This window comes from Acidisoma sp., from assembly GCF_965199065.1.
GTDB lineage: Bacteria > Pseudomonadota > Alphaproteobacteria > Acetobacterales > Acetobacteraceae > Acidisoma.
Genome location: NZ_CBDAQN010000003.1, coordinates 2,056,781 through 2,077,649, shown reverse-complemented (window position 1 = coordinate 2,077,649; position 20,869 = coordinate 2,056,781). Strand labels below are relative to the sequence as shown.

Annotated in this window: 16 protein-coding genes; 11 read left to right on the top strand and 5 right to left on the bottom strand. The window is 67.8% G+C overall.

The window, feature by feature from the left end; translation table 11 throughout:
- Positions 1-29: 29 nt before the first annotated feature.
- Positions 30-1,616: an alpha-amylase family glycosyl hydrolase gene (locus tag ACOEQ1_RS17765; RefSeq protein ID WP_419760553.1), complete on the top strand. Its 1,587-nt coding sequence runs from the start codon at positions 30-32 to the stop codon at positions 1,614-1,616.
- 100 nt (positions 1,617-1,716) lie between these two features.
- Positions 1,717-2,592: an SDR family oxidoreductase gene (locus ACOEQ1_RS17760; RefSeq protein ID WP_419760552.1), complete on the top strand. Its 876-nt coding sequence runs from the start codon at positions 1,717-1,719 to the stop codon at positions 2,590-2,592.
- A 38-nt stretch (positions 2,593-2,630) separates the two neighbouring features.
- On the opposite strand, the gene ndk is transcribed toward ACOEQ1_RS17760, so the two are convergent.
- The gene (ndk, locus tag ACOEQ1_RS17755) at positions 2,631-3,056 is read right to left on the bottom strand and encodes a nucleoside-diphosphate kinase (protein WP_419760551.1); all 426 of its coding nucleotides are present in this window, start codon (positions 3,054-3,056) and stop codon (positions 2,631-2,633) included.
- A gap of 102 nt (positions 3,057-3,158) precedes the next feature.
- Here ndk and ACOEQ1_RS17750 point away from each other — a divergent pair, with 102 nt between their 5' ends.
- From ACOEQ1_RS17750 to ACOEQ1_RS17740, 3 genes are read left to right on the top strand one after another with little or no spacing between them, the layout of a single operon-like run.
- Positions 3,159-5,036, top strand: a complete 1,878-nt coding sequence (locus ACOEQ1_RS17750) for an ABC-F family ATP-binding cassette domain-containing protein (protein WP_419760550.1) — start codon at positions 3,159-3,161, stop codon at positions 5,034-5,036.
- Between the two features lie 36 nt (positions 5,037-5,072).
- Positions 5,073-7,145, top strand: coding sequence for an NAD(+) synthase (locus tag ACOEQ1_RS17745; RefSeq protein ID WP_419760549.1), 2,073 nt, complete (start codon positions 5,073-5,075; stop codon positions 7,143-7,145).
- Between the two features lie 26 nt (positions 7,146-7,171).
- The gene (locus ACOEQ1_RS17740; protein ID WP_419760548.1) at positions 7,172-7,570 is read left to right on the top strand and encodes a response regulator; all 399 of its coding nucleotides are present in this window, start codon (positions 7,172-7,174) and stop codon (positions 7,568-7,570) included.
- On the opposite strand, the gene ACOEQ1_RS17735 is transcribed toward ACOEQ1_RS17740, so the two are convergent.
- Together ACOEQ1_RS17735 and ACOEQ1_RS17730 are read right to left on the bottom strand one after the other, a co-directional pair.
- Positions 7,567-10,074 (bottom strand): DNA translocase FtsK 4TM domain-containing protein, encoded by a 2,508-nt coding sequence (locus ACOEQ1_RS17735; protein WP_419760547.1) that lies wholly within the window; start codon positions 10,072-10,074, stop codon positions 7,567-7,569. The genes ACOEQ1_RS17740 and ACOEQ1_RS17735 overlap by 4 nt on opposite strands.
- Positions 10,075-10,260: 186 nt before the next feature.
- Positions 10,261-10,872 (bottom strand): hypothetical protein, encoded by a 612-nt coding sequence (locus ACOEQ1_RS17730; protein WP_419760546.1) that lies wholly within the window; start codon positions 10,870-10,872, stop codon positions 10,261-10,263.
- A 222-nt stretch (positions 10,873-11,094) separates the two neighbouring features.
- On the opposite strand from ACOEQ1_RS17730, the gene ACOEQ1_RS17725 reads away from it, so the two are divergent.
- The 6 genes from ACOEQ1_RS17725 to ACOEQ1_RS17700 all read left to right on the top strand — a co-directional run bounded on the left by ACOEQ1_RS17725 (position 11,095) and on the right by ACOEQ1_RS17700 (position 19,124).
- Positions 11,095-12,570, top strand: a complete 1,476-nt coding sequence (locus tag ACOEQ1_RS17725; RefSeq protein ID WP_419760735.1) for a circularly permuted type 2 ATP-grasp protein — start codon at positions 11,095-11,097, stop codon at positions 12,568-12,570.
- Positions 12,567-13,613, top strand: coding sequence for an alpha-E domain-containing protein (locus ACOEQ1_RS17720; RefSeq protein ID WP_419760545.1), 1,047 nt, complete (start codon positions 12,567-12,569; stop codon positions 13,611-13,613). Before ACOEQ1_RS17725 ends, ACOEQ1_RS17720 begins: the two co-directional genes overlap by 4 nt.
- A gap of 107 nt (positions 13,614-13,720) precedes the next feature.
- Positions 13,721-14,302 (top strand): precorrin-2 dehydrogenase/sirohydrochlorin ferrochelatase family protein, encoded by a 582-nt coding sequence (locus ACOEQ1_RS17715; RefSeq protein ID WP_419760544.1) that lies wholly within the window; start codon positions 13,721-13,723, stop codon positions 14,300-14,302.
- A gap of 11 nt (positions 14,303-14,313) precedes the next feature.
- Complete coding sequence (locus tag ACOEQ1_RS17710) at positions 14,314-16,122, top strand: diflavin oxidoreductase (RefSeq protein ID WP_419760543.1); 1,809 nt, start codon at positions 14,314-14,316, stop codon at positions 16,120-16,122.
- A gap of 12 nt (positions 16,123-16,134) precedes the next feature.
- On the top strand, positions 16,135-17,859 hold the full coding sequence (locus ACOEQ1_RS17705) for an NADPH-dependent assimilatory sulfite reductase hemoprotein subunit (RefSeq protein ID WP_419760542.1): 1,725 nt from the start codon (positions 16,135-16,137) through the stop codon (positions 17,857-17,859).
- Between the two features lie 14 nt (positions 17,860-17,873).
- Positions 17,874-19,124 (top strand): arsenic transporter, encoded by a 1,251-nt coding sequence (locus ACOEQ1_RS17700; RefSeq protein WP_419760541.1) that lies wholly within the window; start codon positions 17,874-17,876, stop codon positions 19,122-19,124.
- On the opposite strand, the gene ACOEQ1_RS17695 is transcribed toward ACOEQ1_RS17700, so the two are convergent.
- Entirely contained in the window at positions 19,113-19,976 is an 864-nt protein-coding gene (locus tag ACOEQ1_RS17695) for a bifunctional 5,10-methylenetetrahydrofolate dehydrogenase/5,10-methenyltetrahydrofolate cyclohydrolase (RefSeq protein WP_419760540.1), read from the bottom strand. The genes ACOEQ1_RS17700 and ACOEQ1_RS17695 overlap by 12 nt on opposite strands.
- Before the next feature lie 5 nt (positions 19,977-19,981).
- Entirely contained in the window at positions 19,982-20,866 is an 885-nt protein-coding gene (purU, locus tag ACOEQ1_RS17690; protein ID WP_419760539.1) for a formyltetrahydrofolate deformylase, read from the bottom strand.
- Positions 20,867-20,869: the final 3 nt, after the last annotated feature.

Genomic DNA, 20,869 nt, shown 5'->3' with positions numbered 1-20,869 from the left:
TACCCGCCATCTCTAAGGATCACATCCGGTTGGTAACTAACATGGGATTGGCGTGGTGGCAGAGCGGGATCGTCTATCAGGTCTATCCGCGCTCCTTTCAGGACGCCAACGGGGACGGGGTCGGCGATCTGCGCGGCGTTGCGCGGCGGCTCGGCCATCTGCAGGCGCTGGGCGTCGATGCGCTGTGGCTCTCGCCCATCTACCCCTCGCCGATGGCCGATTTCGGCTACGACATTGCCGATTACACCGGCATCGACCCGCTGTTCGGCACCATGGAGGATTTCGACGCGCTGATCGCGCAAGCGCATGGCCTCGGGTTGAGGCTCATCCTCGACTTCGTGCCGAACCACACCTCGGACCGGCACCCCTGGTTCCTCGAGAGCGCATCGAGCCTTAGGAGCCCGAAGCGTGACTGGTATCTGTGGCGCGACCCGGCACCTGACGGCGGGCCGCCCAACAACTGGCTGAGCAACTTCGGCGGCCCCGGCTGGACGCTGAACGAGCGCACCGGCCAATACTACTACCACTCGTTTCTGCCGCAGCAGCCGGACCTCAACTGGCGGAACCCCGCCGTCGTCGCCGCCATGCACGACGCCTTGCGCTTCTGGCTCAAGCGCGGCGTCGACGGGTTTCGCGTCGATGTCATGTGGATGATGATCAAGGACGACCGGTTTCGCGACAATCCGCCGAACCCGGACTACCACCCTGGCGGCTCGTCGCACGACCGGCTGCTGCCGCTCTACACCGCCGACCGGCCGGAGGTGCACGAGGTGGTCGCCGGCCTCCGCTCGGTGCTCGACGAGTTCGGGGACCGCGTGCTCATCGGCGAGATCTATCTGCCGATCGACCGGCTGGTGACCTACTACGGGCCGCATCTCAACGAGGCGCAGCTGCCCTTCAACTTCCAGCTGCTGCTCATGAGCGGCTGGAGCGCCGAGACGATCGCGCGGATCATCACGGATTATGAGGGCGCGTTGCCGCCGGGCGGCTGGCCGAACTGGGTGCTCGGCAACCACGACCGGCCCCGCATCGCGAGCCGGATCGGGCGCGCCCAAGCCCGGATGGCGGCGATGCTGCTGCTGACCCTGCGCGGCACGCCGACGATCTATTACGGCGAGGAGATCGGCATGGCGGATGTGGCCATTCCGCCCGATGAGGTGCAGGACCCAGCCGAGAAGCGCGAGCCCGGCAAGGGGCTTGGCCGTGATCCGGAGCGGACGCCGATGCCCTGGGACGCCTCCGCCGGCCACGGCTTCACCACCGCCAAGCCTTGGCTGCCGTTCGGCGCGCAGGAGGCGGATGTGGTGGCCGAGGCCGCCGATCCGCAGTCCATGCTGAACCTCTATCGCGGCTTGATCGCTCTCCGGAAGACGAGCCCCGCGCTGCTGCACGGAGAGACGGAGGGGGTGCATGTCGAAGGCACGGTGCTGTCCTATGAGCGCCGGGCGCCGGAGCAGCACCTTGCGGTCCACCTCAACCTCGGCGAGGCGGCGCAGACGGTCACGGTGAAGCCCGGCCGCATCCTTTTCTCCAGCGGCCTCCATCACGATGCCGTTGCCTCGCCGCTGACATTGGCGGCGGCGGAAGGCGTGGTGGTCGTCATCGAGAAGCTTTGACCGAAGGTGAAGGTTGTTCGCGTTGGAGGGTCCTGGTGGCGACCGCATGTAGCGGTCCCGGCTGGCATCGATGTCAGCCACCTCAAGCGGAACAGAGCGCATGACCCAGGATCCGACGACCCTTTACAAGCAGCCCCCGTTCCCGGTGCAGCAGCAGAGCTTCCCCGGGAAGCGTGCCGAGATGAACCCGAAGCCGGATACCGGCGAGGACAGCTACCAGGGGCATGGCCGTCTGACCGGCAAGGCGGCGCTCATCACCGGCGGCGATAGCGGCATCGGCCGTGCCGTCGCCATCGCTTTCGCCCGCGAGGGCGCGGATGTCGCCATCGCTTATCTTGCCGCCGAGGAAGCCGATGCGCGCGAGGTCGAGGCGCTCATCACCAAGGCCGGGCGGCGCGCCCTGCTGCTGCCGACCGACATCTCGAAGTCGGCCGACGCGCGCGCCATCGTCGAGCAGACGGTCAAGGCGTTCGGCAAGCTGGATGTGCTGGTCAACAACGCGGCCTACCAGGCGCCGACGCCGTCGCTGGAGGAAACCAAGGACGAGGATTGGGAGGCGATGTTCGCCACCAACGTCCATGGCACCTTCTATGTGACGAAGGCGGCGGTCGGGGTGATGCAGCCCGGCGGCTCGATCATCAACACGGCCTCGGTCAACACGAAGCACCCGACGCCGAGCCTGTTCGGCTACTCGGCGACCAAGGGCGCCATCGGCAACATGACCGTTTCGTTCGCGCAGCTGCTTGCCGAAAAGGGCTTGCGCGTCAACGCCGTCCTGCCCGGCCCGATCTGGACGCCGTTCATTCCGGCTGGAATGGAGGAGGACGCCATCAAGAACTTCGGCTCGCAGACGCCGTACGGACGCCCCGGCCAGCCGGTCGAGGTGGCGCCGCCCTATGTCATGCTGGCCTCGGACGAAGCGAGCTACATCTCGGGCGCGCTGATCACCGTCGCCGGCGGCATGCCGATTTTCTAAGGCGAGGGAGGGGGCGGAGCGCCGCCCCCTTCGGAAGGCTAGGCGGCGACGATCTCGATACCGGCAAAGAAGAACGAGATCTCCGTCGCGGCGTTCTCGAGGCTGTCAGACCCGTGCACCGTGTTGGCCTCGATGCTCTCGGCGAACAGGGCGCGGACGGTGCCGGCCGCCGCCTTCTTGGGGTCCGTCGCGCCCATCAGGTCGCGATGCTTAAGCACCGCATTGTCGCCCGACAGAACCTGCGCCACGACCGGCCCGGAAATCATGTAGCCGACGAGGTCGTTGAAGAAGCCGCGCTCCTTGTGCACCGCATAGAATGCCTCGGCCTCGGCGCGGGTGAGCAGGATGCGCTTCTGCGCCAGGATAGACAGGCCGGCCTCCTCGAAGATCTTGTTGATGCTGCCCGTCAGGTTGCGGCGGGTGGCGTCAGGCTTCAGGATGGACAGCGTGCGCTCGATAGCCATGATGGCGTTTCTTTCTTTGAAGGGACGGTGCGCGCGCCTTTAGAGGCTCCGCCCCGGTCGGGCAAGTTCCGCCCGCACGCTTTTCCCGCTAAATGACGCCTCATGAGCCTTCTCACCATCCGCAACCTCTCGATCTCCATCAAAGGCCGCCCGCTGCTGGAGAACGCCGAGCTGAGCGTCGATCCCGGCCGCCGGATCGGCCTCATCGGCCGTAACGGGGCCGGCAAGTCCACTTTGCTGCGCGCCATCTCGGGCGACCTCATCCCCGATGGCGGCGACATCCGCCTTGCCGCCCGCGCCCGCATGGGCGCCGTCGCGCAGGAAGCGCCGGGCGGCGACCTCACGCCCCTCGCCGTGGTCCTCGCCGCCGACCGCGAGCGCACGGATCTGCTGGCCGAGGCCGACGCGCCGGACACCGATCCCATCCGCCTCGCCGAGGTCCATGAGCGCCTCCGCACCATCGGCGCCGAGAGCGCACCCGCCCGCGCCGGGGCCATCTTGGGCGGCCTCGGCTTCAGCCGGGAGAAGCAGGACGCGCCGATGAGTTCCTTCTCGGGCGGCTGGCGGATGCGCGTGGCGCTGGCCGCCGCGCTGTTCGGCAATCCGGACCTGTTGCTGCTCGACGAGCCGACGAACCATCTCGACCTCGAAGCGTCGCTCTGGCTGGAGGGGTGGCTCGCGAAGTTCCCGGGTGCCGCGCTGATCGTTTCGCATGACCGCGGGTTGCTCGATAAATCCGTCGAAGCCATCGCTCATCTCGACCGCGGCAAGATCGCGCTGAGCACCGGAGGTTTCGCCGAGTTCCTGCGCCTGCGGGCCGAGCGCACCGCCCAGCAGCGCCGCATGGTCGAGAAGGTGACCGCCGAGCGCGAGCACATGCAGGCCTTCGTGGACCGGTTCCGGGCCAAGGCCTCGAAGGCGCGGCAGGCGCAGAGCCGGTTGAAGGCGCTCGAACGGCTGCCCCCGCTCGAGACCATCATCGAAGACGCGCCGACGCGCTTCGAGTTCCCCGAGCCGAAGCAGTTGGCGCCGCCGATCCTGACGCTCGATCGCGTTTCGGCGGGCTATGGCGGCAGGACGGTGCTGCGGAACATTTCGCTCAGCCTCGACATGGACGACCGGGTGGCGCTGCTTGGCGCCAATGGCAACGGCAAGTCGACGCTGGCGAAGATCATCGGCGGCACGCTTGCACCCATGGGCGGCGAGATGCGGCGGGCGCCCGGCCTGAAGGTCGGCTACTTCGCCCAGGATCAGGCCGAGCGGCTGGTGCCGGACGAGAGCCCCATCGACCACATGGCACGCGCGCTGCCCCGGGCGCTGCCGCCGCAGGTGCGCGCGCAGCTCGCGCGGTTCGGGCTGGATGCCGCGCGGGCGGAGACGAAGGTCTCGGAGCTTTCGGGCGGCGAGAAGGGCCGCCTGCTGCTGGCGCTCGCCACGCGGGACGCGCCGCATCTGCTCATCCTCGACGAGCCGACCAACCACCTCGACATCGACGCCAAGGAGGCACTGATCCGGGCGCTCGCCGACTATACGGGTGCGGTGCTGCTGATCACCCACGATCCGCATCTGGTGGAGTTGGTGGCGGACCGGCTGTGGCTGGTCGCCGATGGCACGGCCACTGCCTTCGACGGCGACATGGACGAGTACCGCGCCCGGCTTTCGGGCATCATCGCGGCGCAATCTGCCCGGCCCGAGGCGGCAGCCGTCAGCCGGCAGGACGACCGGCGCGAGCGGGCGGAGGCGCGGGCGGCGCTCGCGCCCTTGCGGCGGATCGCGCAGGAGGCCGAGAAGCGCATCGCCAAGCTCACCGCCGAGCGGGCGCGGGTGGAGGCGATCCTCGCCGACCCGGATTTCTACGCGACCCGCAGCGGCGCCGATGTGACGAAGGGGCAGATGCGGCTGGCGGCGCTGACCCGCGACATCGAGGCCGCGGAGGAGGAATGGCTGGAAGCCTCCGGCGCGCTGGAAGCGGCGCAGTGACACGCGTAAATCAATACTTCACATAAAGATATCTGCATGTCCTTTCGCTCCCTCTATCGTCACGGCTTCGCGCGTGTCGCCGCATGCACGATCGACAGCCACCTCGCGGACCCCGCGGCCAACGTCCGGGCCATCCTGGACGAGGCCCGCCTCTGCCACGAGGCCGGCGCCGTGCTCGCGGTGTTCCCGGAACTGTGCGTCTCCGGCTACGCGATCGACGATCTGCTCATGCAGGACGTGCTGCTCGACGCGGTCGAGGACGCGCTGCTCGCGCTGACCGAGGCCTCGCGGGACCTGCTGCCGATCCTGCTCGTCGGCGCGCCGCTGCGCGTCGGGAGCCGGCTGTTCAACACCGCCGTCGCCATCCATGGCGGCAGCATCCTCGGCGTCGTGCCCAAGATCCACCTGCCGAACTACCGCGAGTTCTACGAAAAACGCCACTTCGCCTCCGGGATGGGCGTCGAGGGCGGCGAGATCGCGCTGGGTGATGACGAGGACATCCCCTTCGGTACGGACATCATCTTCGAGGCCGAGGACCTGCCCGGCTTCGCGCTCCACGTCGAAATTTGCGAGGATGTCTGGGTGCCCGTCCCGCCCAGTTCGCACGGCGCGCTCGCGGGCGCGACGGTGCTGGCCAATCTCTCGGCCAGCAACATCACCATCGGCAAGGCGGACACGCGCACGCTGTTGTCGGCCTCGCAGTCGGCGCGCTGCCTCTCCGCCTATCTCTACGCCGCCGCCGGCGCGGGGGAATCGACGACCGATGTCGCCTGGGACGGTCAGGCCTCGATCTTCGAACTCGGCGAGACGCTGGCCGAGACCGATCGTTTCCCGCTCGCGGCGCAACGCGCGATCGCCGATATCGACCTCGACCGTCTGCGGCAGGAACGCCTTCGGATGGGCAGTTTCGACGACAATGGCCGCGCCATCGGGCTCGACACCGAGAGCTTCCGCCGGGTGGTGCTGCGGCTGGACCCGCCGGAAAGCGATCTCGGGCTGCGGCGGCCGTTGCAGCGTTTCCCCTTCGTGCCGAGTGACCCCGCGCGGCTCCACCAGGATTGCTACGAGGGCTACAACATCCAGATCGCGGGCCTCGTGCAACGGCTGCGCGGCATCGGCGGCCAGCGGATGGTGATCGGCGTTTCGGGCGGCCTCGATTCCACGCACGCGCTGATCGTCGCCGCGCGCGCCGCCGACCGGCTCGGGCTGCCCCGCCGCAACATCCTCGCCTTCACCCTGCCCGGCTTCGCCACCAGCGACGAGACCAAGGCCAACGCCATCCGCCTCATGGAGGCGCTGGAGGTGACGTGGCGCGAACTCGATATCCGTCCCGCTGCCCGGCAGATGCTGGCGGATATGGACCATCCCTTCGGGCGCGGCGAGCCGGTCTATGACGTGACGTTCGAGAATGTGCAGGCGGGATTGCGAACCGACTACCTGTTCCGCCTCGCCAACCAGAATGATGCCATCGTGATCGGCACTGGGGATTTGTCCGAACTGGCGCTCGGCTGGTGCACCTATGGCGTCGGCGACCAGATGTCGCACTACAACGTCAACGGCGGCATTCCGAAGACCCTCATCCAGCACCTCATCCGCTGGGTGATAAGCTCAGGCCAGTTTTCACCCGAAGTCGGCACGACGCTCGACGCCATCCTGGCGACCGAGATTTCACCGGAACTGGTGCCGGCGGGCGAGGGCGAGAAGCCGCAGAGCACCGAGGCGAAGATCGGCCCCTATGCGCTGCAGGATTTCACCCTGTTCCATGTCCTGCGGTATGGCTTCCGCCCATCGAAGATCGCCTTCATGGCGCTGCTGGCCTGGGAGGATGCGACGCACGGCGACTGGCCGCCGGGGTTCCCGGAGGATCGGCGGCAGGAATACACCCTCGCCGAGATCAAGCATTGGATGGCCGTTTTCCTGAGGCGGTTCTTCGCATTCAGCCAGTTCAAGCGCTCGGCCATGCCGAACGGCCCCAAGGTCAGCGCAGGCGGCAGCCTCTCGCCTCGCGGGGACTGGCGCGCCCCCTCGGACGGCAACGCCGCCGCCTGGCTGCGCGAGCTTGAGACTGCGGTCCCGGACAGCCCTGGAGAGTCCAAACTATTGCCTTAGCGGGCATTGTCTGGTGGAAGACGCTCATGGACCAGCGCAAAGATTTGACCGGCCTTCGCGTTCTCGTCCTCGAGGATGAGGCTCTGCTGTCCATGCTCCTGGAAGACGTTCTGGGCGAACTCGGCTGCGCGCTCGTCGGCCCCTACGGGCACACGGAGGAGGCACTGACCTTCCTGAAGGCGCACCCCGACGAGGTCGATTTCGGCGTCCTCGATGTCAATGTCGCCGGCCAGCGCAGCGACGGAGTGGCCGCGGAGTTCGACCGGCTCGGCCTGCCTTTCGTCTTCAGCACCGGCTATGATGAGTCCGCACTCGATCAGCGTTGGCGCAGCAAGCCTTGCCTCCGCAAGCCGTTCCGCCCGGCCGATCTCGAACGCATCCTGCGCGAGGTCTCGCCGCCACGGAGAGGTAGCCTGCCCGGCTAGTCCTCCTCGTCGTGAGTGCGGCGCACCAGCACCTCACGCTTGCCGACATGGTTCGCCGGGCCGACGATCCCTTCCTTCTCCATTTGCTCGATCAACCGCGCCGCGCGGTTGTAGCCGATCTGCAGGTGCCGCTGGATGAAGCTGGTGCTCGCCTTGCCCTCGCGCGCCACCAGCGCGACCGCTTGATCGAACAATCCCTTCTCGCCTTCGCTGGCGCCGGGCATCGACGCGATCGGGTTGCCGCCGCCCGACGCGTCTTCGGTGGCCTCCGTGACCTCGTCCATATAGTTCGGCTCGCCCTGCGCGCGGAGGAAGGCAACCGCGTCCTCGACCTCGCGGTCGGTCACGAAGGGTCCGTGCACACGGGTGATGCGCCCGCCGCCCGCCATGTAGAGCATGTCGCCCTGGCCCAGCAGCTGCTCGGAGCCCTGCTCGCCGAGGATCGTGCGGCTGTCGAACTTGCTGATGACCTGGAAACTGATGCGCGTCGGGAAGTTCGCCTTGATGGTGCCGGTGATGACATCCACCGACGGCCGCTGCGTCGCCATGATGACGTGGATGCCGGCGGCGCGCGCCATCTGCGCCAGCCGCTGCACCGCCGCCTCGATATCCTTTCCCGCGACCATCATGAGGTCGGCCATCTCGTCGATGATGACGACGAGGAACGGCAGCGGCTCGAGCGCCAGCGGCTGCTCCTCGAAGATCGGGCGGCCGGTCTCGGCGTCGAAGCCCGTCTGCACGCGCCGCGTGACCACCTCGCCGCGTGCCCGCGCTTCCGCCACCCGCTCGTTGTAGCCGCCGATGTTGCGGACGCTGAGCTGGCTCATGGCGCGATACCGCCGCTCCATCTCCCGCACCGTCCACTTCAACGCCGTGACCGCCTTGGCAGGCTCGGTCACCACGGGCGCCATCAGATGCGGAATGCCGTCGTAGACGGACAGTTCGAGCATCTTCGGGTCGATCAGGATGAGGCGGCAATCCTCCGGCGAGAGGCGGAACAGCAGCGACAGGATCATCGCGTTGATGCCGACGGACTTGCCGGAGCCGGTCGTGCCGGCCACCAGCAGATGCGGCATCCGGGCGAGGTCGACGATGACAGGCGCCCCGCTGATGTCCTTGCCGAGCGCCAGCGGCAGACGGCCCGCGTGGCTGCCCCACTCCTCGACCTGCAGCAGCTCGCGCAGGAACACCGTCTCGCGCTTGGCGTTCGGCACCTCGATGCCGATGACGTTGCGGCCTGGGACGGTCGCGATGCGGACGGCGGTGACGGAGAGGCTGCGCGCCACGTCGTCGGCGAGGCCGATCACGCGCGCCGAGCGGATGCCGGGGGCCGGCTCCAGCTCATAGAGCGTCACGACGGGACCGGGACGGATCTCGACGATGCTGCCCTGGACACCATAGTCGGAGAGCACCGTCTCCAGCAGGCGGGCGTTGGCCTGCAGGACCTCGGCGCTGACCCCCACCTCGTGCTGCGCGGGCGGGTCGAGGAGCAGGGAGATCGGCGGCAGTCGCCAGCCGACCGGTTGCGGCGACGGCGCCTCGGGGCGGGTCGCAGGCCGCGGTCCCTTCTGCACGCGGATGCGCGCCTCGGCTGTGGCGCCTGCGTTAGGGGCCGCCAGACCCGCAGCGCCGGAGGCGGGCCCAGCCACGGGACCGGCGACGCTGGGCTCGCGCCGCATCTCAGTGCCGGCTGCGGGCGCCATGTCCTCCTCCGGGTCCATTGGCGGAAGATTGAATATCGGGTGCGGCGTCGGCTCAGGCGCGTGGGGAGCGCGACCCCAGTCCGGCAGGCGCGCAAAGAGCCCCGAGAAGCGCCCCCCCAACCGATGGGTCACGCCGTCCATGCCGAAGGCGAGGCGGCGCCCGGCGCGCCCGGACAGCACCGCGGCGCCCAGCGCGCCGGTGCGTGCCCGGCTGCCGGCGGTACGCCATTCCAGCGCCGTCAACCCGAAGCCGAAGGCGGCCAGCCCGATGCCGGCGATCATCTCCACCACCCAGCCCAGAGCCGTGCCGAGCGGCCCGAAGGCGGCATGCGCACTCCCGACAATGAGGTTGCCCATGCCGAAGCCGACGGCGCCACCCCAGCCGGCGGCGAGCCACGCGGAACTGCCGCCGAGCGGCACCGGCAGGCCGGCGAGGCCGCCCGCCAGCAGCGGCATGGCGAGCGCCAGCGCGAGCAGACGCACCATGACATGGGTCAGCCGACGTTGCTCGGCGATGCGCCAGCCCCAAAGCAGCATGACGCCGACCGGCAACAGGCCGATCACGCCGAAACCCTGCCACGAGAGGTCGGCGACAATGGCCCCCGTGGAACCGGCGAGGTTCCGCACGACGGTGCCCGCAGTATCGAAGGATGCGTCGGAGGGGTGATACGAGGCCAGCGCCACGCCGAGGCCGATCCCGGCCAGACCCAGCAGCAGGCCGGCGAGCGACGCCAGCCGGCGACGAACCAGCGCCATCATGGTGGGAGAAATCAGCCGGCGCGCTTCGGCGATGGCAGCCATCGGAGTCCCTTTCGATACCGGTTACGCAAACCGGCCGGGCAACCTCTGGGGCGTGCGCGACCTGGCGGGTCCGGCCTCGTGCCCGAGTCGATCCCGTTTTATGTTAGCCGATGGCCGCGTCTGCGCGCGAACCGGACGGGGGCAAAGCCGCCCGCCCAGACGCCTGACCCCCGGACGCCTGACGCCTCAGAAGATGCTGCCGATGCCGTGCGCGATGTTGCCGAAGAACCCGTGGCCCTGCACGGCCGCCGGAGCCGTCGCGCTCTGCTGTGCCACGACGGTCTGGCCCGAGGCGGTCGTCGTCGTCACGGCCTGCACCAGGGTCGGCTGATAGACCGGACGATGCGGCACACCGCAAATGTCGTAGTCAATCGGCTGCAGCATCGGCTTGTCGTTGGCGAACGTCATCAGATCCTTGGGGGACTTCAGCGCCAGAACCTGGTCGAACAGCCCTACATTGGCCTGGCAGAACTGCGTTCCCTCTCGAATGCCGGCCTCGGACTGCGTGTTCGCGAGTTGGGTGATGTAGTCGTCGTGCTCGGAGCGCCAGCTGCGACCGTAATGACGCAGGAAGTAGCTGTTGAGGGCTGTGTCCTCGTGCTGCAGCGTCGGCCGGAAGGTGAGCACGAAGTCGTTGTAGCGGTCCCGCGTGTCGCAGGAGAGCGCCGTCACCATCAGCTGGCTCTTGAGACCGGCGATGTTGATCGCTGTTCCCTCATAGGGTTTGAGGCAGGTGGCCGACGCGATGCCGGGCGCGATAAGCGCGGCGGCGACCAGGGTGGCGACAAAGCGGCTCATGGTGAACTCCGGGCCATAAAAGCAGACTTGGGGCAGTCGGTGACGCGGGAAGACGAACGGCGATGCGTGTGAGGTAAAGCCGGTATTCCACGGATTTGCAAATAAATTTCAGCCACCGCACACAGTTTACGTTCTGTTATGACAAGGTGGCCGCCACCTGTCCGATCCTCGGCTGACACTGGCAGGCCTTCGATAAACCGCTTATAGCCGGAACGGCGTCAAATCAGCGCAGGGGTGGCGATTATTCCACAGGATCTCTTCTCGGACTGCGATCCAGGCGCCTTCATATGCGAGCTCTCACCAGGCCGGGTCGGCGATAACGGAGCGGCGCAGACGGTGCGGGACCGGATTTGCGCCATCGGGCTGGAAGGGCTTCGCGCCCGCGCCACAGCCGCCGAGAACGACCTCATGAGCCTGGGGGTCACCTTCACCGTCTATTCCGACGCCAACGCCATCGACCGCATTCTTCCGTTCGACTGCATCCCGCGGATCATCACCGCGGCCGAGTGGCGAAAGCTGGAGACGGGGGTGCAGCAGCGCGTCGCGGCGATCAACTGCTTTCTCCATGACATCTACCATGAGCGGCACATCATCCGTGACGGCATCATTCCCGTCGACCTCGTGCTCGGGAACCCGAACTACCGTCCGGAGATGGAGGGTTTCCCGGTCCGCTTCGGCACCTACGTCCATATCTGCGGCATCGACATCATCCGCGACCAGCAGGGCGACTTCCGCGTGCTGGAGGACAATGCCCGCACGCCCTCCGGCGTCTCCTACGTCGTCGAGAACCGGCATCTCATGCGCCGCGCCTTTCCCGATCTTCTCGCCGGCATGTCGCTCATGCCCGTGGACGACTACGGTCGCAGGCTGCGCGAGGCGCTGACCGAGATCGCCCCGGAAGGAGTGCTCGACCCGCAGGTCGTCCTGCTCTCGCCGGGCATCTACAATTCGGCTTATTTCGAGCACGTCTTCCTGGCGCGCGAGATGGGCGTGCCGCTGGTCGAAGGCGCCGACCTCACGGTCGAGGACGACCGCGTCTACATGCGCACGACGGCCGGCCTCCGCGCCGTGCACTCCATCTATCGCCGGCTGGGCGACGATTTTCTCGACCCGACGGTCTTCCGGCCCGACAGCCTGCTCGGCGTCCCCGGGCTCATCCGAGCCTGGCGCCAAGGCAATGTGGCGATCGCCAATGCGGTCGGCACCGGCGTCGCCGACGACAAGGCGGTCTATGCCTACATGCCGCGGATCATAAAATACTACCTCGACCAGGAACCGATCATCGCCAACGTCGAGACCCATATCTGCCGCGAGGCGGAGGGGCTTGCCTACACCCTCGACCACCTGCCCGAACTGGTGACCAAGCCGGTCGGCGAGTCTGGCGGCTACGGCATCACCATCGGACCGCGCGCCAGCCAGGGCGAGTTGGAAGCCTCCCGCGCCGCACTGATCGCCAACCCCGCGAACTGGATCAGCCAGCCGATGATCGGGCTGTCGGTCGGGCCGACGCTCTGCGACGAAGGGATCAGGCCGCGCCATCTCGATCTGCGGCCTTTCGCGGTCACCGGACGCAGCACCTGGGTGTTGCCGGGCGGCCTCTCCCGCGTGGCCCTCAAATCCGGCAGCCTGATCGTCAACTCCTCGCAGGGCGGCGGCTCGAAGGATACCTGGGTGCTGGCCGAAGAGACCCGGCGATGAACGCGCAGGCGCCCCTCCTCGCCCGCTATGCAGAGAGTTTGTTCTGGATGGCGCGCTACATGGAGCGCCTGGAGAACCTCGCCCGCCTCATCGACGTGACCCAGACCTTCGAGAGCCCCGGCCTGGAGAACGAGGCCTGGGACGCGCTGGTGCGGATTCACGCGGACGAGACGCATTTCGCGGAAGCCTACGGCGCGCCGGGCCCCGACAACGTGAAACGCTACTACCTGCTCGACACGGTGAACCCGAATTCCATCCGCGGATCCATAGAAGGCGCGCGGATGAATGCGCGGACGCTGCGGCCTCTCATCAGCACGGAGATGTGGAAGCACCTCAACGTCTTCCACCGCGACCTGCTCGAGGTGCAGGAACACGAGCTCTACGGCGACAGCCTGTCCCGCCTCTGCACCCGGATCAAGGAGGGCGTTCAGGCCCATACCGGCATCACCGAGGGCACGCTGTTCCGCGACCAGGGCTGGCACTTCTACGAGATGGGCCGGCTGATCGAGCGCGCCGACCAGACCACCCGGCTGCTCGACATCAAGTTCCACCGCCTGGCGCCGAACGGCCAGGAGGAGAAGCGGCTGGAGGAGCGCACGCAATGGGGCGGCATCCTGCGCGCCGTCGCGGGCTACCACGCCTTCCGGCGTATCGCCCCCGTGGATTTCGGCCCGGAGGATGTCGTCGCATTCCTGCTCGCCGACCCCTGCTTTCCTCGAAGCGTCCACCTCTGCCTGAGCCAGACGGAATGGCACCTGACCCAGCTGCGCACCAGTTACGGGCTGCGCGGCACCCGCAAGCCGCTGGAGCAGATCGAGGATATGCGGGCGGCGCTGCTCGACCGCTCGGCCGAGAAGGTCATCGAGTCTGGGCTGCACGAGTTCCTCGACGGTATGCAGCGGGACCTCATCACGCTGGCCGGGGAAATCGGCACCGCGTTCTTCCGCGATTGGCGCCCCAACGCGCTGCCGCCCGCGGCAACGCAGAGCCAGGGACAGACGGTGGGCACGCTGCCCGAGGTCGGACCCGCTATCGCGCCATAAGGCTGCAAAAGAGAAAGCGCCGCGCTTCTTTGTGAAAAAAGAAGCAAAAACTTTCCTTCCCTGGTCCGTGTCTTGTCGGCCAAGCCAAAACCCCCTTTATGGCGCCCATGATCCCTGTTTCCCTCGACCCGCGGGCGCTGACGGTCGCCCTGGCCGGACACGGCTCCGCCGCCCTCCGGCGCTGGCGCCTGCTCCAGGAAGCCGGCGCCGCCTCGGCGATCTGCTACGTGGACGAGCCCGACCCGGCGCTGGAAGCCGAAGCCGGCAGCCGCTATCGGTCCGGCGTTCCCGACGACGCGGCCCTCGCCGCCATCGATGTGCTCTGGGTCGTCGGCATCCCGGACGATAAGGCCGGCGCGTTGGCCGCGCAGGCGAGGCGCCACAAGGTCCTGGTCAATGTCGAAGACCGGCGGGAGCATTGCTTCTTCCACAATACCGCAGAACTTCGGCGTGGGTCATTATTGCTGACCGTTTCCACCGGAGGACGTAGCCCCGGCCTCGCTCAGCGCATTCGCGCGCATCTGGCGCAGGAATTCGGTCCCGAATGGGCCGACCGGCTGCAGGCGCTCGGCGATAAGCGGGATGAGTGGCGCCAAGGCGGAGACGACCTGCCGGCGCTGGCAGCCAAGACCGAGACCTTTGTGAAGCAGAACGGCTGGCTCGCTGAGCCTGCGCCGCACCGAGAGTGACAGTTTCCACCATGCCAAGCCTGCCCCTGTTGCCGAACTCCGCCCCGTTCCGGCCCGAGGAGATCGCCGCGCTCAACGGCGTCATCACCAAGACCTCGCCCGAGCAACGGGCCTGGCTGAGCGGGTTTCTGGCTGGCTTCCAGGCCGCCACATCGGGCACCCAGGCGGCAGTGGCCCCGGCCGCCCCGCCCGCCAAGAAGGCGCCGCTGCTGATCCTGTTCGCGACGGAATCCGGCAACGCCGAGACGCTGGCTGCGTCGACGAGAAAGGCGGCGCAGAAGATGGGCTTCGCCGCCCGCACCGCGGATGTCGGCACCATCACGGTCGCCGAGGCGGCGAAGGCCGAGAACCTGCTGATGATCGCCAGCACCTGGGGCGAGGGCGACCCGCCGCAACGCGCCGCCGACTTCTACAACGCCATCCTCGCCCCCGATGCGCCGCGCTTCGACAAGACGCGCTTCAGCGTGCTGGCGCTCGGCGACCGGGCCTATGTCAACTTCTGCTCCACCGGCCACACCTTCGACGAGCGGTTCGCCGCCCTCGGCGGCCGTCGCCTCGCACCGATGGTGGAGTGCGATGTCGACTATGCCGCCCCCGCCAATGCCTGGATCAAGTCGACGCTCGAACTCCTCAGACAGGAGACCGAGGCCGATGAGGGCGCCGTCATCCACGTCGATTTCGCCCGCAGCGTGGCGGCCCAGCCCGCCGATGAGGACGATGAGGACGCCGAACCCGCCTACACCCGCCACCGTCCCTTCGAGGCGTCGATCAACGAACTCATCAACCTCAACGGCAGCGGCTCATCGGCCGAGACCTACCATGTCGAGCTGTCGCTGGAGGGGTCGGGCCTTGCCCATGAGCCGGGCGACGCGCTCGGCATCGTGCCGGAGAACGACCCATCGCTCGTCGAGGACATCCTCACCCTCACGGGGCTCTCGGGCGACAACGATGTGCGCACGACGCTGAGCGGGGAGCAGGACATCACGACGCTCACCCGGCCGCAGATCGAGGCTTACGCCAAGCTCGCCGACAGCAACGAGCTGAAGACGCTGGCGGCGGACCCTGACGCGCTCAAGGAGTGGCTGCCGGGCCGGCAGGTGATCGACCTGTTCGAGACCGCGCCGATGAAGCTCGACGCCGCCACGCTCACGGGCCTGCTGCGGCCCCTGCCCGGCCGGCTCTATTCGATCGCCTCGAGCCGGGCCTTCGCCGAGGATGAGGCGCATCTGCTCATCTCCGCCGTGCGGTATGAGACGCACGGCCGCCGCCGGACCGGTGTCGCCTCGGTCGATATGGCCGAGCGCCGTAAAGCCGGGGGGACGGTAAAGGTCTATCTCAAGCCGAACCCGCATTTCCGCCTGCCCGCCGACCCGGATCGCGCGGTCATCATGATCGGGCCGGGGACGGGCGTCGCGCCGTTCCGCGCCTTCATGCAGCAGCGCGAGGCGACGGGCGCCACGGGACGGAACTGGCTGTTCTTCGGCAACCGCCACTTCACCCACGACTTCCTGTACCAGCTCGAATGGCAGGACTGGAAGAACAGCGGGCTGCTGACCCGGATCGACACCGCCTTCTCCCGCGACCAGCGCGAGAAGGTCTACGTCCAGCACCGGATCTGGGAGCAGCGGCGCGAACTCTTCGCCTGGATCCAAGATGGTGCCGCCGTCTACGTCTGCGGCGACGCCAATGCGATGGCCAAAGACGTGAACACGGCGCTGGTGCGCGTCATCGCCGATCAGGCTGGCCTTGAAGAGAGTGCCGCGGCGGCCAAGCTCGACGAGATGCGCCGCGATGGCCGCTATTTGCGTGATGTGTATTGAGGGGTTTTTGACGTGTCGGACACATCAGAGAAGAAGCTATCCCGCAACGAGCACATCAAGGCCGAGAGCCACGGCCTGCGCGGCGGCATCGCCGAGGGCCTGGGCGAGGTCATCACCGGCCAGCTCGACGAGGACGACACCCAGCTCACGAAGTTCCACGGCATCTATCAGCAGGACGACCGCGACCTTAGGCCCGAGCGCGGCCGGAAGAAAATGGAGAAGGCGTTCAGCTTCATGGCCCGCGTGCGGGTGCCCGGCGGGCAGATGACGCCGGCGCAGTGGCTGGCGCTGGACGACATCGCCGAGGAACGCGCCAACGGCACGCTGCGCATCACGACGCGACAGGCGATCCAGTTCCACGGCATCATCAAGAGCAACCTGCGGCCGGCCATCAACAGCATCAACAAGGCGCTGCTGGACACGCTGGCCGCCTGCGGGGACGTGAACCGCAACGTGATGTGCGCGGTCAACCCGTATGAGACGGCGCAGCATGCGGCGGCGCTGAAGCTGGCCGAGGATCTCAGCGACCACCTCTCGCCGCGCACCACCGCCTATCACGAGATCTGGGTCGACGGCGAAAACGTCGTCGATACGTCGCGTGACGCGGGTGAGGAAGACGAGCCGATCTATGGCCGCACCTACCTGCCGCGAAAGTTCAAGATCACGGTCGCCGTTCCGCCGCAGAACGATGTCGATGTCTACGCCCACGACCTCTCCTTCGTGGCCATCCTTCAAGACGAGCAGATCATCGGCTGGGACGTGCTGGTCGGCGGCGGCATGGGCATGACCCACGGTGAGACCGATACCTTCCCACGCACCGCGGACCATCTTGGCTCCTGCACGCCCGAACAGGCGGTCGATGTGGCGGAGAAGGTCCTGATCGTGCAGCGCGACTATGGCGACCGCTCGGTGCGGAAGCATGCGCGGCTCAAATACACGATCGAGACGCACGGGATCGACTGGTTCAGGCGCGAGGTCGAGCAGCGGCTGGGTTACACGCTCGGGCTGGCGCATGTGCCGGTCTTTACCGGGCGCGGGGACCGCTACGGCTGGGTCGAGGGCGATAACGGCGCATGGCATGTGACGCTGTTCATCGAGAGCGGGCGCATCAAGGACTGGACCACGAAGCGCATCCAGAGCGGCATGCGCGCGATCGCCCGGATGCTGGATGGCGGCGTCATCATCCTGACGCCGAACCAGAACCTCACCATCGCCAACATTTCGGCCGCGCAGAAGCCGGTGGTCGAGGCGCTGCTCGCCGAGCATGACATGGCGACCACGGCCGATACCGGCCTTCGCCGCAACGCCATGGCCTGCGTGGCACTACCGACCTGCGGGCTCGCCCTTGCCGAAAGCGAGCGTTACATGCCCGAGTTGCTGACGGTGCTCGAAGGTGAACTCGCGGGCGCGGGTCTGCGGGAGGACGAGATCGTCATCCGCATGACGGGCTGCCCCAATGGCTGCGCGCGGCCCTATCTCGCCGAGATCGCCTTTGTCGGTCGCGGTCCGGGGACGTACAACCTCTACCTCGGCGGCAGCTTCAACGGGGACCGGCTGAACAAGCTGTACCGGGCCGATGTCGGGCAGGACGCCATTGTAGCGGCACTTGGGCCATTGTTCCGCGACTACGCCGGGCAGCGCCAGCCAGGCGAGCGTTTCGGCGATTTCGTGATCCGCACCGGGCATGTTGCGGCAACGACGGCGGGCAACACCTTCCATCAGGATGTCGCGGCTTAAGTTCACGCCCGAGGATGGCGCTGAGCCATGCACTGACGTGGCTCGTCGTGCTGGTGGCGACAGCCGGCGTCATCATTCGCCCATGGCGGCTGCCCGAAGCGGTTTGGGCCGTCAGTGGCGCGGTGCTCCTCGTCGTCGCGGGCCTTCTGCCGTGGCGGAACGCGCTCCAGGCCGTCGGACGCGGAACCGACGTCTACCTGTTCCTCACCGGCATGATGCTGCTGAGCGAGGTCGCCCGGCGCGAGGGCCTGTTCGACTGGCTGGCCGCCTTCGCCGTGCGCCGATCCGGTGGGTCCGCGCGACGGCTGTTTCTGCTCATCTACGCGGTCGGCACCGTGGTGACCGCCTTCCTGTCGAACGACGCGACCGCGGTGGTGATGACGCCGGCAGTCTTTGCCGCCGCCAAGCGGGCGCAGGCCAATCCGCTGCCCTACCTCTTCGTCTGCGCGTTCATCGCGAATGCGGCGAGCTTTCTGCTGCCGATCTCCAACCCCGCCAACCTCGTGCTGTACGGCAATCACATGCCGCCGCTGGGGCTTTGGCTCGGTCATTTCCTGTTGCCGTCGGTGCTCTCGATCGGTGCGACACTCGGCGCGTTGCTGGTGATCGAGCGGCGCCACCTGTCCGGGAGCGTCGACGCCGAAGTCGAACAGCCGGAGCTTTCCCGAGGCGGCTTGGCGGCGGCGATCGGGATCGGCGTGACCGCAATCGTGCTGCTCGCGGCGTCAGCGGCTGACGTCCAGCTCGGTCTGCCGACGGCGCTGGCGGGCGGGGCCACCGCCATCTTCGTTCTGTGGCGCAAGCGCGAGGCGCCGTGGGAGACGCTGCAGGGCATCTCCTGGCTGGTGCTGCCCCTGGTCGCGGGCCTGTTCGTGCTGGTCGAGGGTCTGCGTCACACCGGCGTGCTGACGCTGCTCGCGAACCGGATGCACGCGGAGGCGCAGCACGCGGCGCAGGCCACGGCCTGGGGCGCGGGCATCGTGATCGCGCTGGTCTGCAACATCATGAACAACCTGCCGGCGGGGCTCATCGCGAGTTCCACCGTCACCACCGCACATCTGCCTCGGACGGTGACCGACGCCCTTCTGGTGGGGGTCGATCTGGGGCCAAATTTGTCGATTACGGGCTCGCTGGCGACGATCCTGTGGCTGACGGCGATCCGCCGGGAGGGCGAGGACGTGACGTTCGCCGCCTTCCTCGCGCGCGGCGCCATCGTCATGCCGCCGGCCCTGCTGCTGGCTCTGGCGGGATTGCTAGCGCGCTGAACGTCTCGCCGCGGTCAGCGTGTTCCGCAGCAGACAGGCGATCGTCATCGGCCCGACACCGCCCGGCACCGGCGTGATGCGTCCGGCAACCGTGAGCGCCTCGGCAAAGGCCACGTCGCCGACCAACCGCGTATTGTTGCCCTCGGTGGCGACCCGGTTGATGCCGACATCGAGGACCGTCGCGCCCGGCTTGATCCAGTCGCCGCGCACCAGCTCGGGTTGACCGACTGCCGCCACCAGAATGTCGGCCCGCCGGCACTCGTCGGGGAAGTTTCGGGTGCGGGAATGCGCGATGGTAACCGTGCAGCTCTCCCGCAGCAGCAGCGCCGCCATCGGCTTGCCGACGATGTTGGAACGGCCGAGAACCACGGCGCGCGCGCCGGAAAGGTCGCCGAGTTCCGCCTTCAGCATGAGCAGACAGCCCAAAGGCGTGCAGGGCACGAGGCCGGGCAGGCCCGCCGCCAGCCGCCCGGCGTTGATGACATGGAAACCGTCCACGTCCTTGTCCGGCGAGACAGCATCGAGAACACGCGCGGTGTCGATGTGTCCCGGCAGCGGCAGCTGCACCAGAATGCCATGCACCGCGGGATCGTCGTTCAGCTCGGCCACCAACGCCAGCAGCGCCGTCTCGGCGGTATCCTCCGGGAGACGATACTCGAACGAGGCCATGCCGGCCTCTTTCGTCCTGCGCGCCTTGTTGCGCACATAGACCTGGCTCGCGGCGTCCTCGCCTACCAGCACCACGGCCAGCCCCGGCACGATGCCCATGGCGGCCAATGCCGCCGTCTCCGTCGCGACCTCGGCCAGAATGCCGGCCGCGAAGGCCCGGCCGTCGATGATCCGTGCCGTCATCGCCTCTATTCCGTGAAGACGACGGTCTTGCCGCCGTTGAGGATGACGCGCCCGTCGAGGTGGTAGCGGACGGCGCGGGCCAGCACCCGCCGCTCGATGTCGCGGCCCTTGCGCACCAGACTTTCGGGCGTGTCGGCGTGGCTGATCCGCTCGACGTCCTGCTCGATGATCGGACCTTCATCGAGATCGCTGGTGACGTAGTGGGCGGTGGCGCCGATCAGCTTCACCCCGCGCTCATACGCCTGGTGGTAGGGCTTGGCGCCCTTGAAGCCCGGCAGGAACGAGTGGTGGATGTTGATGCATCGGCCACTCAGCTTGGCCGTCAGCCCGTCCGAGAGCACCTGCATGTAGCGGGCGAGCACGACGAGATCCGTATCCGTCGCCCGCACCAGATCCCAAAGCTCGGCCTCCTGCTCCATCTTGGTCTGGCGCGTCATCGGCAGATGGTGGAAGCGCAGGCCGGAGAAGTCGACGTTGGCGTAGGTCTCGCGCGGGTGGTTGGCGACGATGGCGGTGATGTCCATAGGCAACTCGCCGATCCGCCAGCGGTAAAGGAGATCGACCATGCAATGATCGAACTTCGAGACGAGGATCATCACCCGCCGTTTTTCCCGCCGGTCGCGGAGCGCCCACTCCATGCCGAACCGCTCGGCGATGGGGGCGAACCGGGCGCGGAACTGCTCGGCATAGGCGGCGGTCTCAGCCGCCTCGGCCACGAAGACCACGCGCATGAAGAAGCGGCTGCTCTGCAGATCGTCGAACTGCTGGGCCTCGAGGATGTTGCCTCCGGCCTCGAACAGGAACGAGGTCACCGCGGCGACGATGCCCGGCCGGTCGGGCGATGCGATCGTCAAAATGTATTGCGGCTGAAGGCTGGATGGCGGGGCCATGGG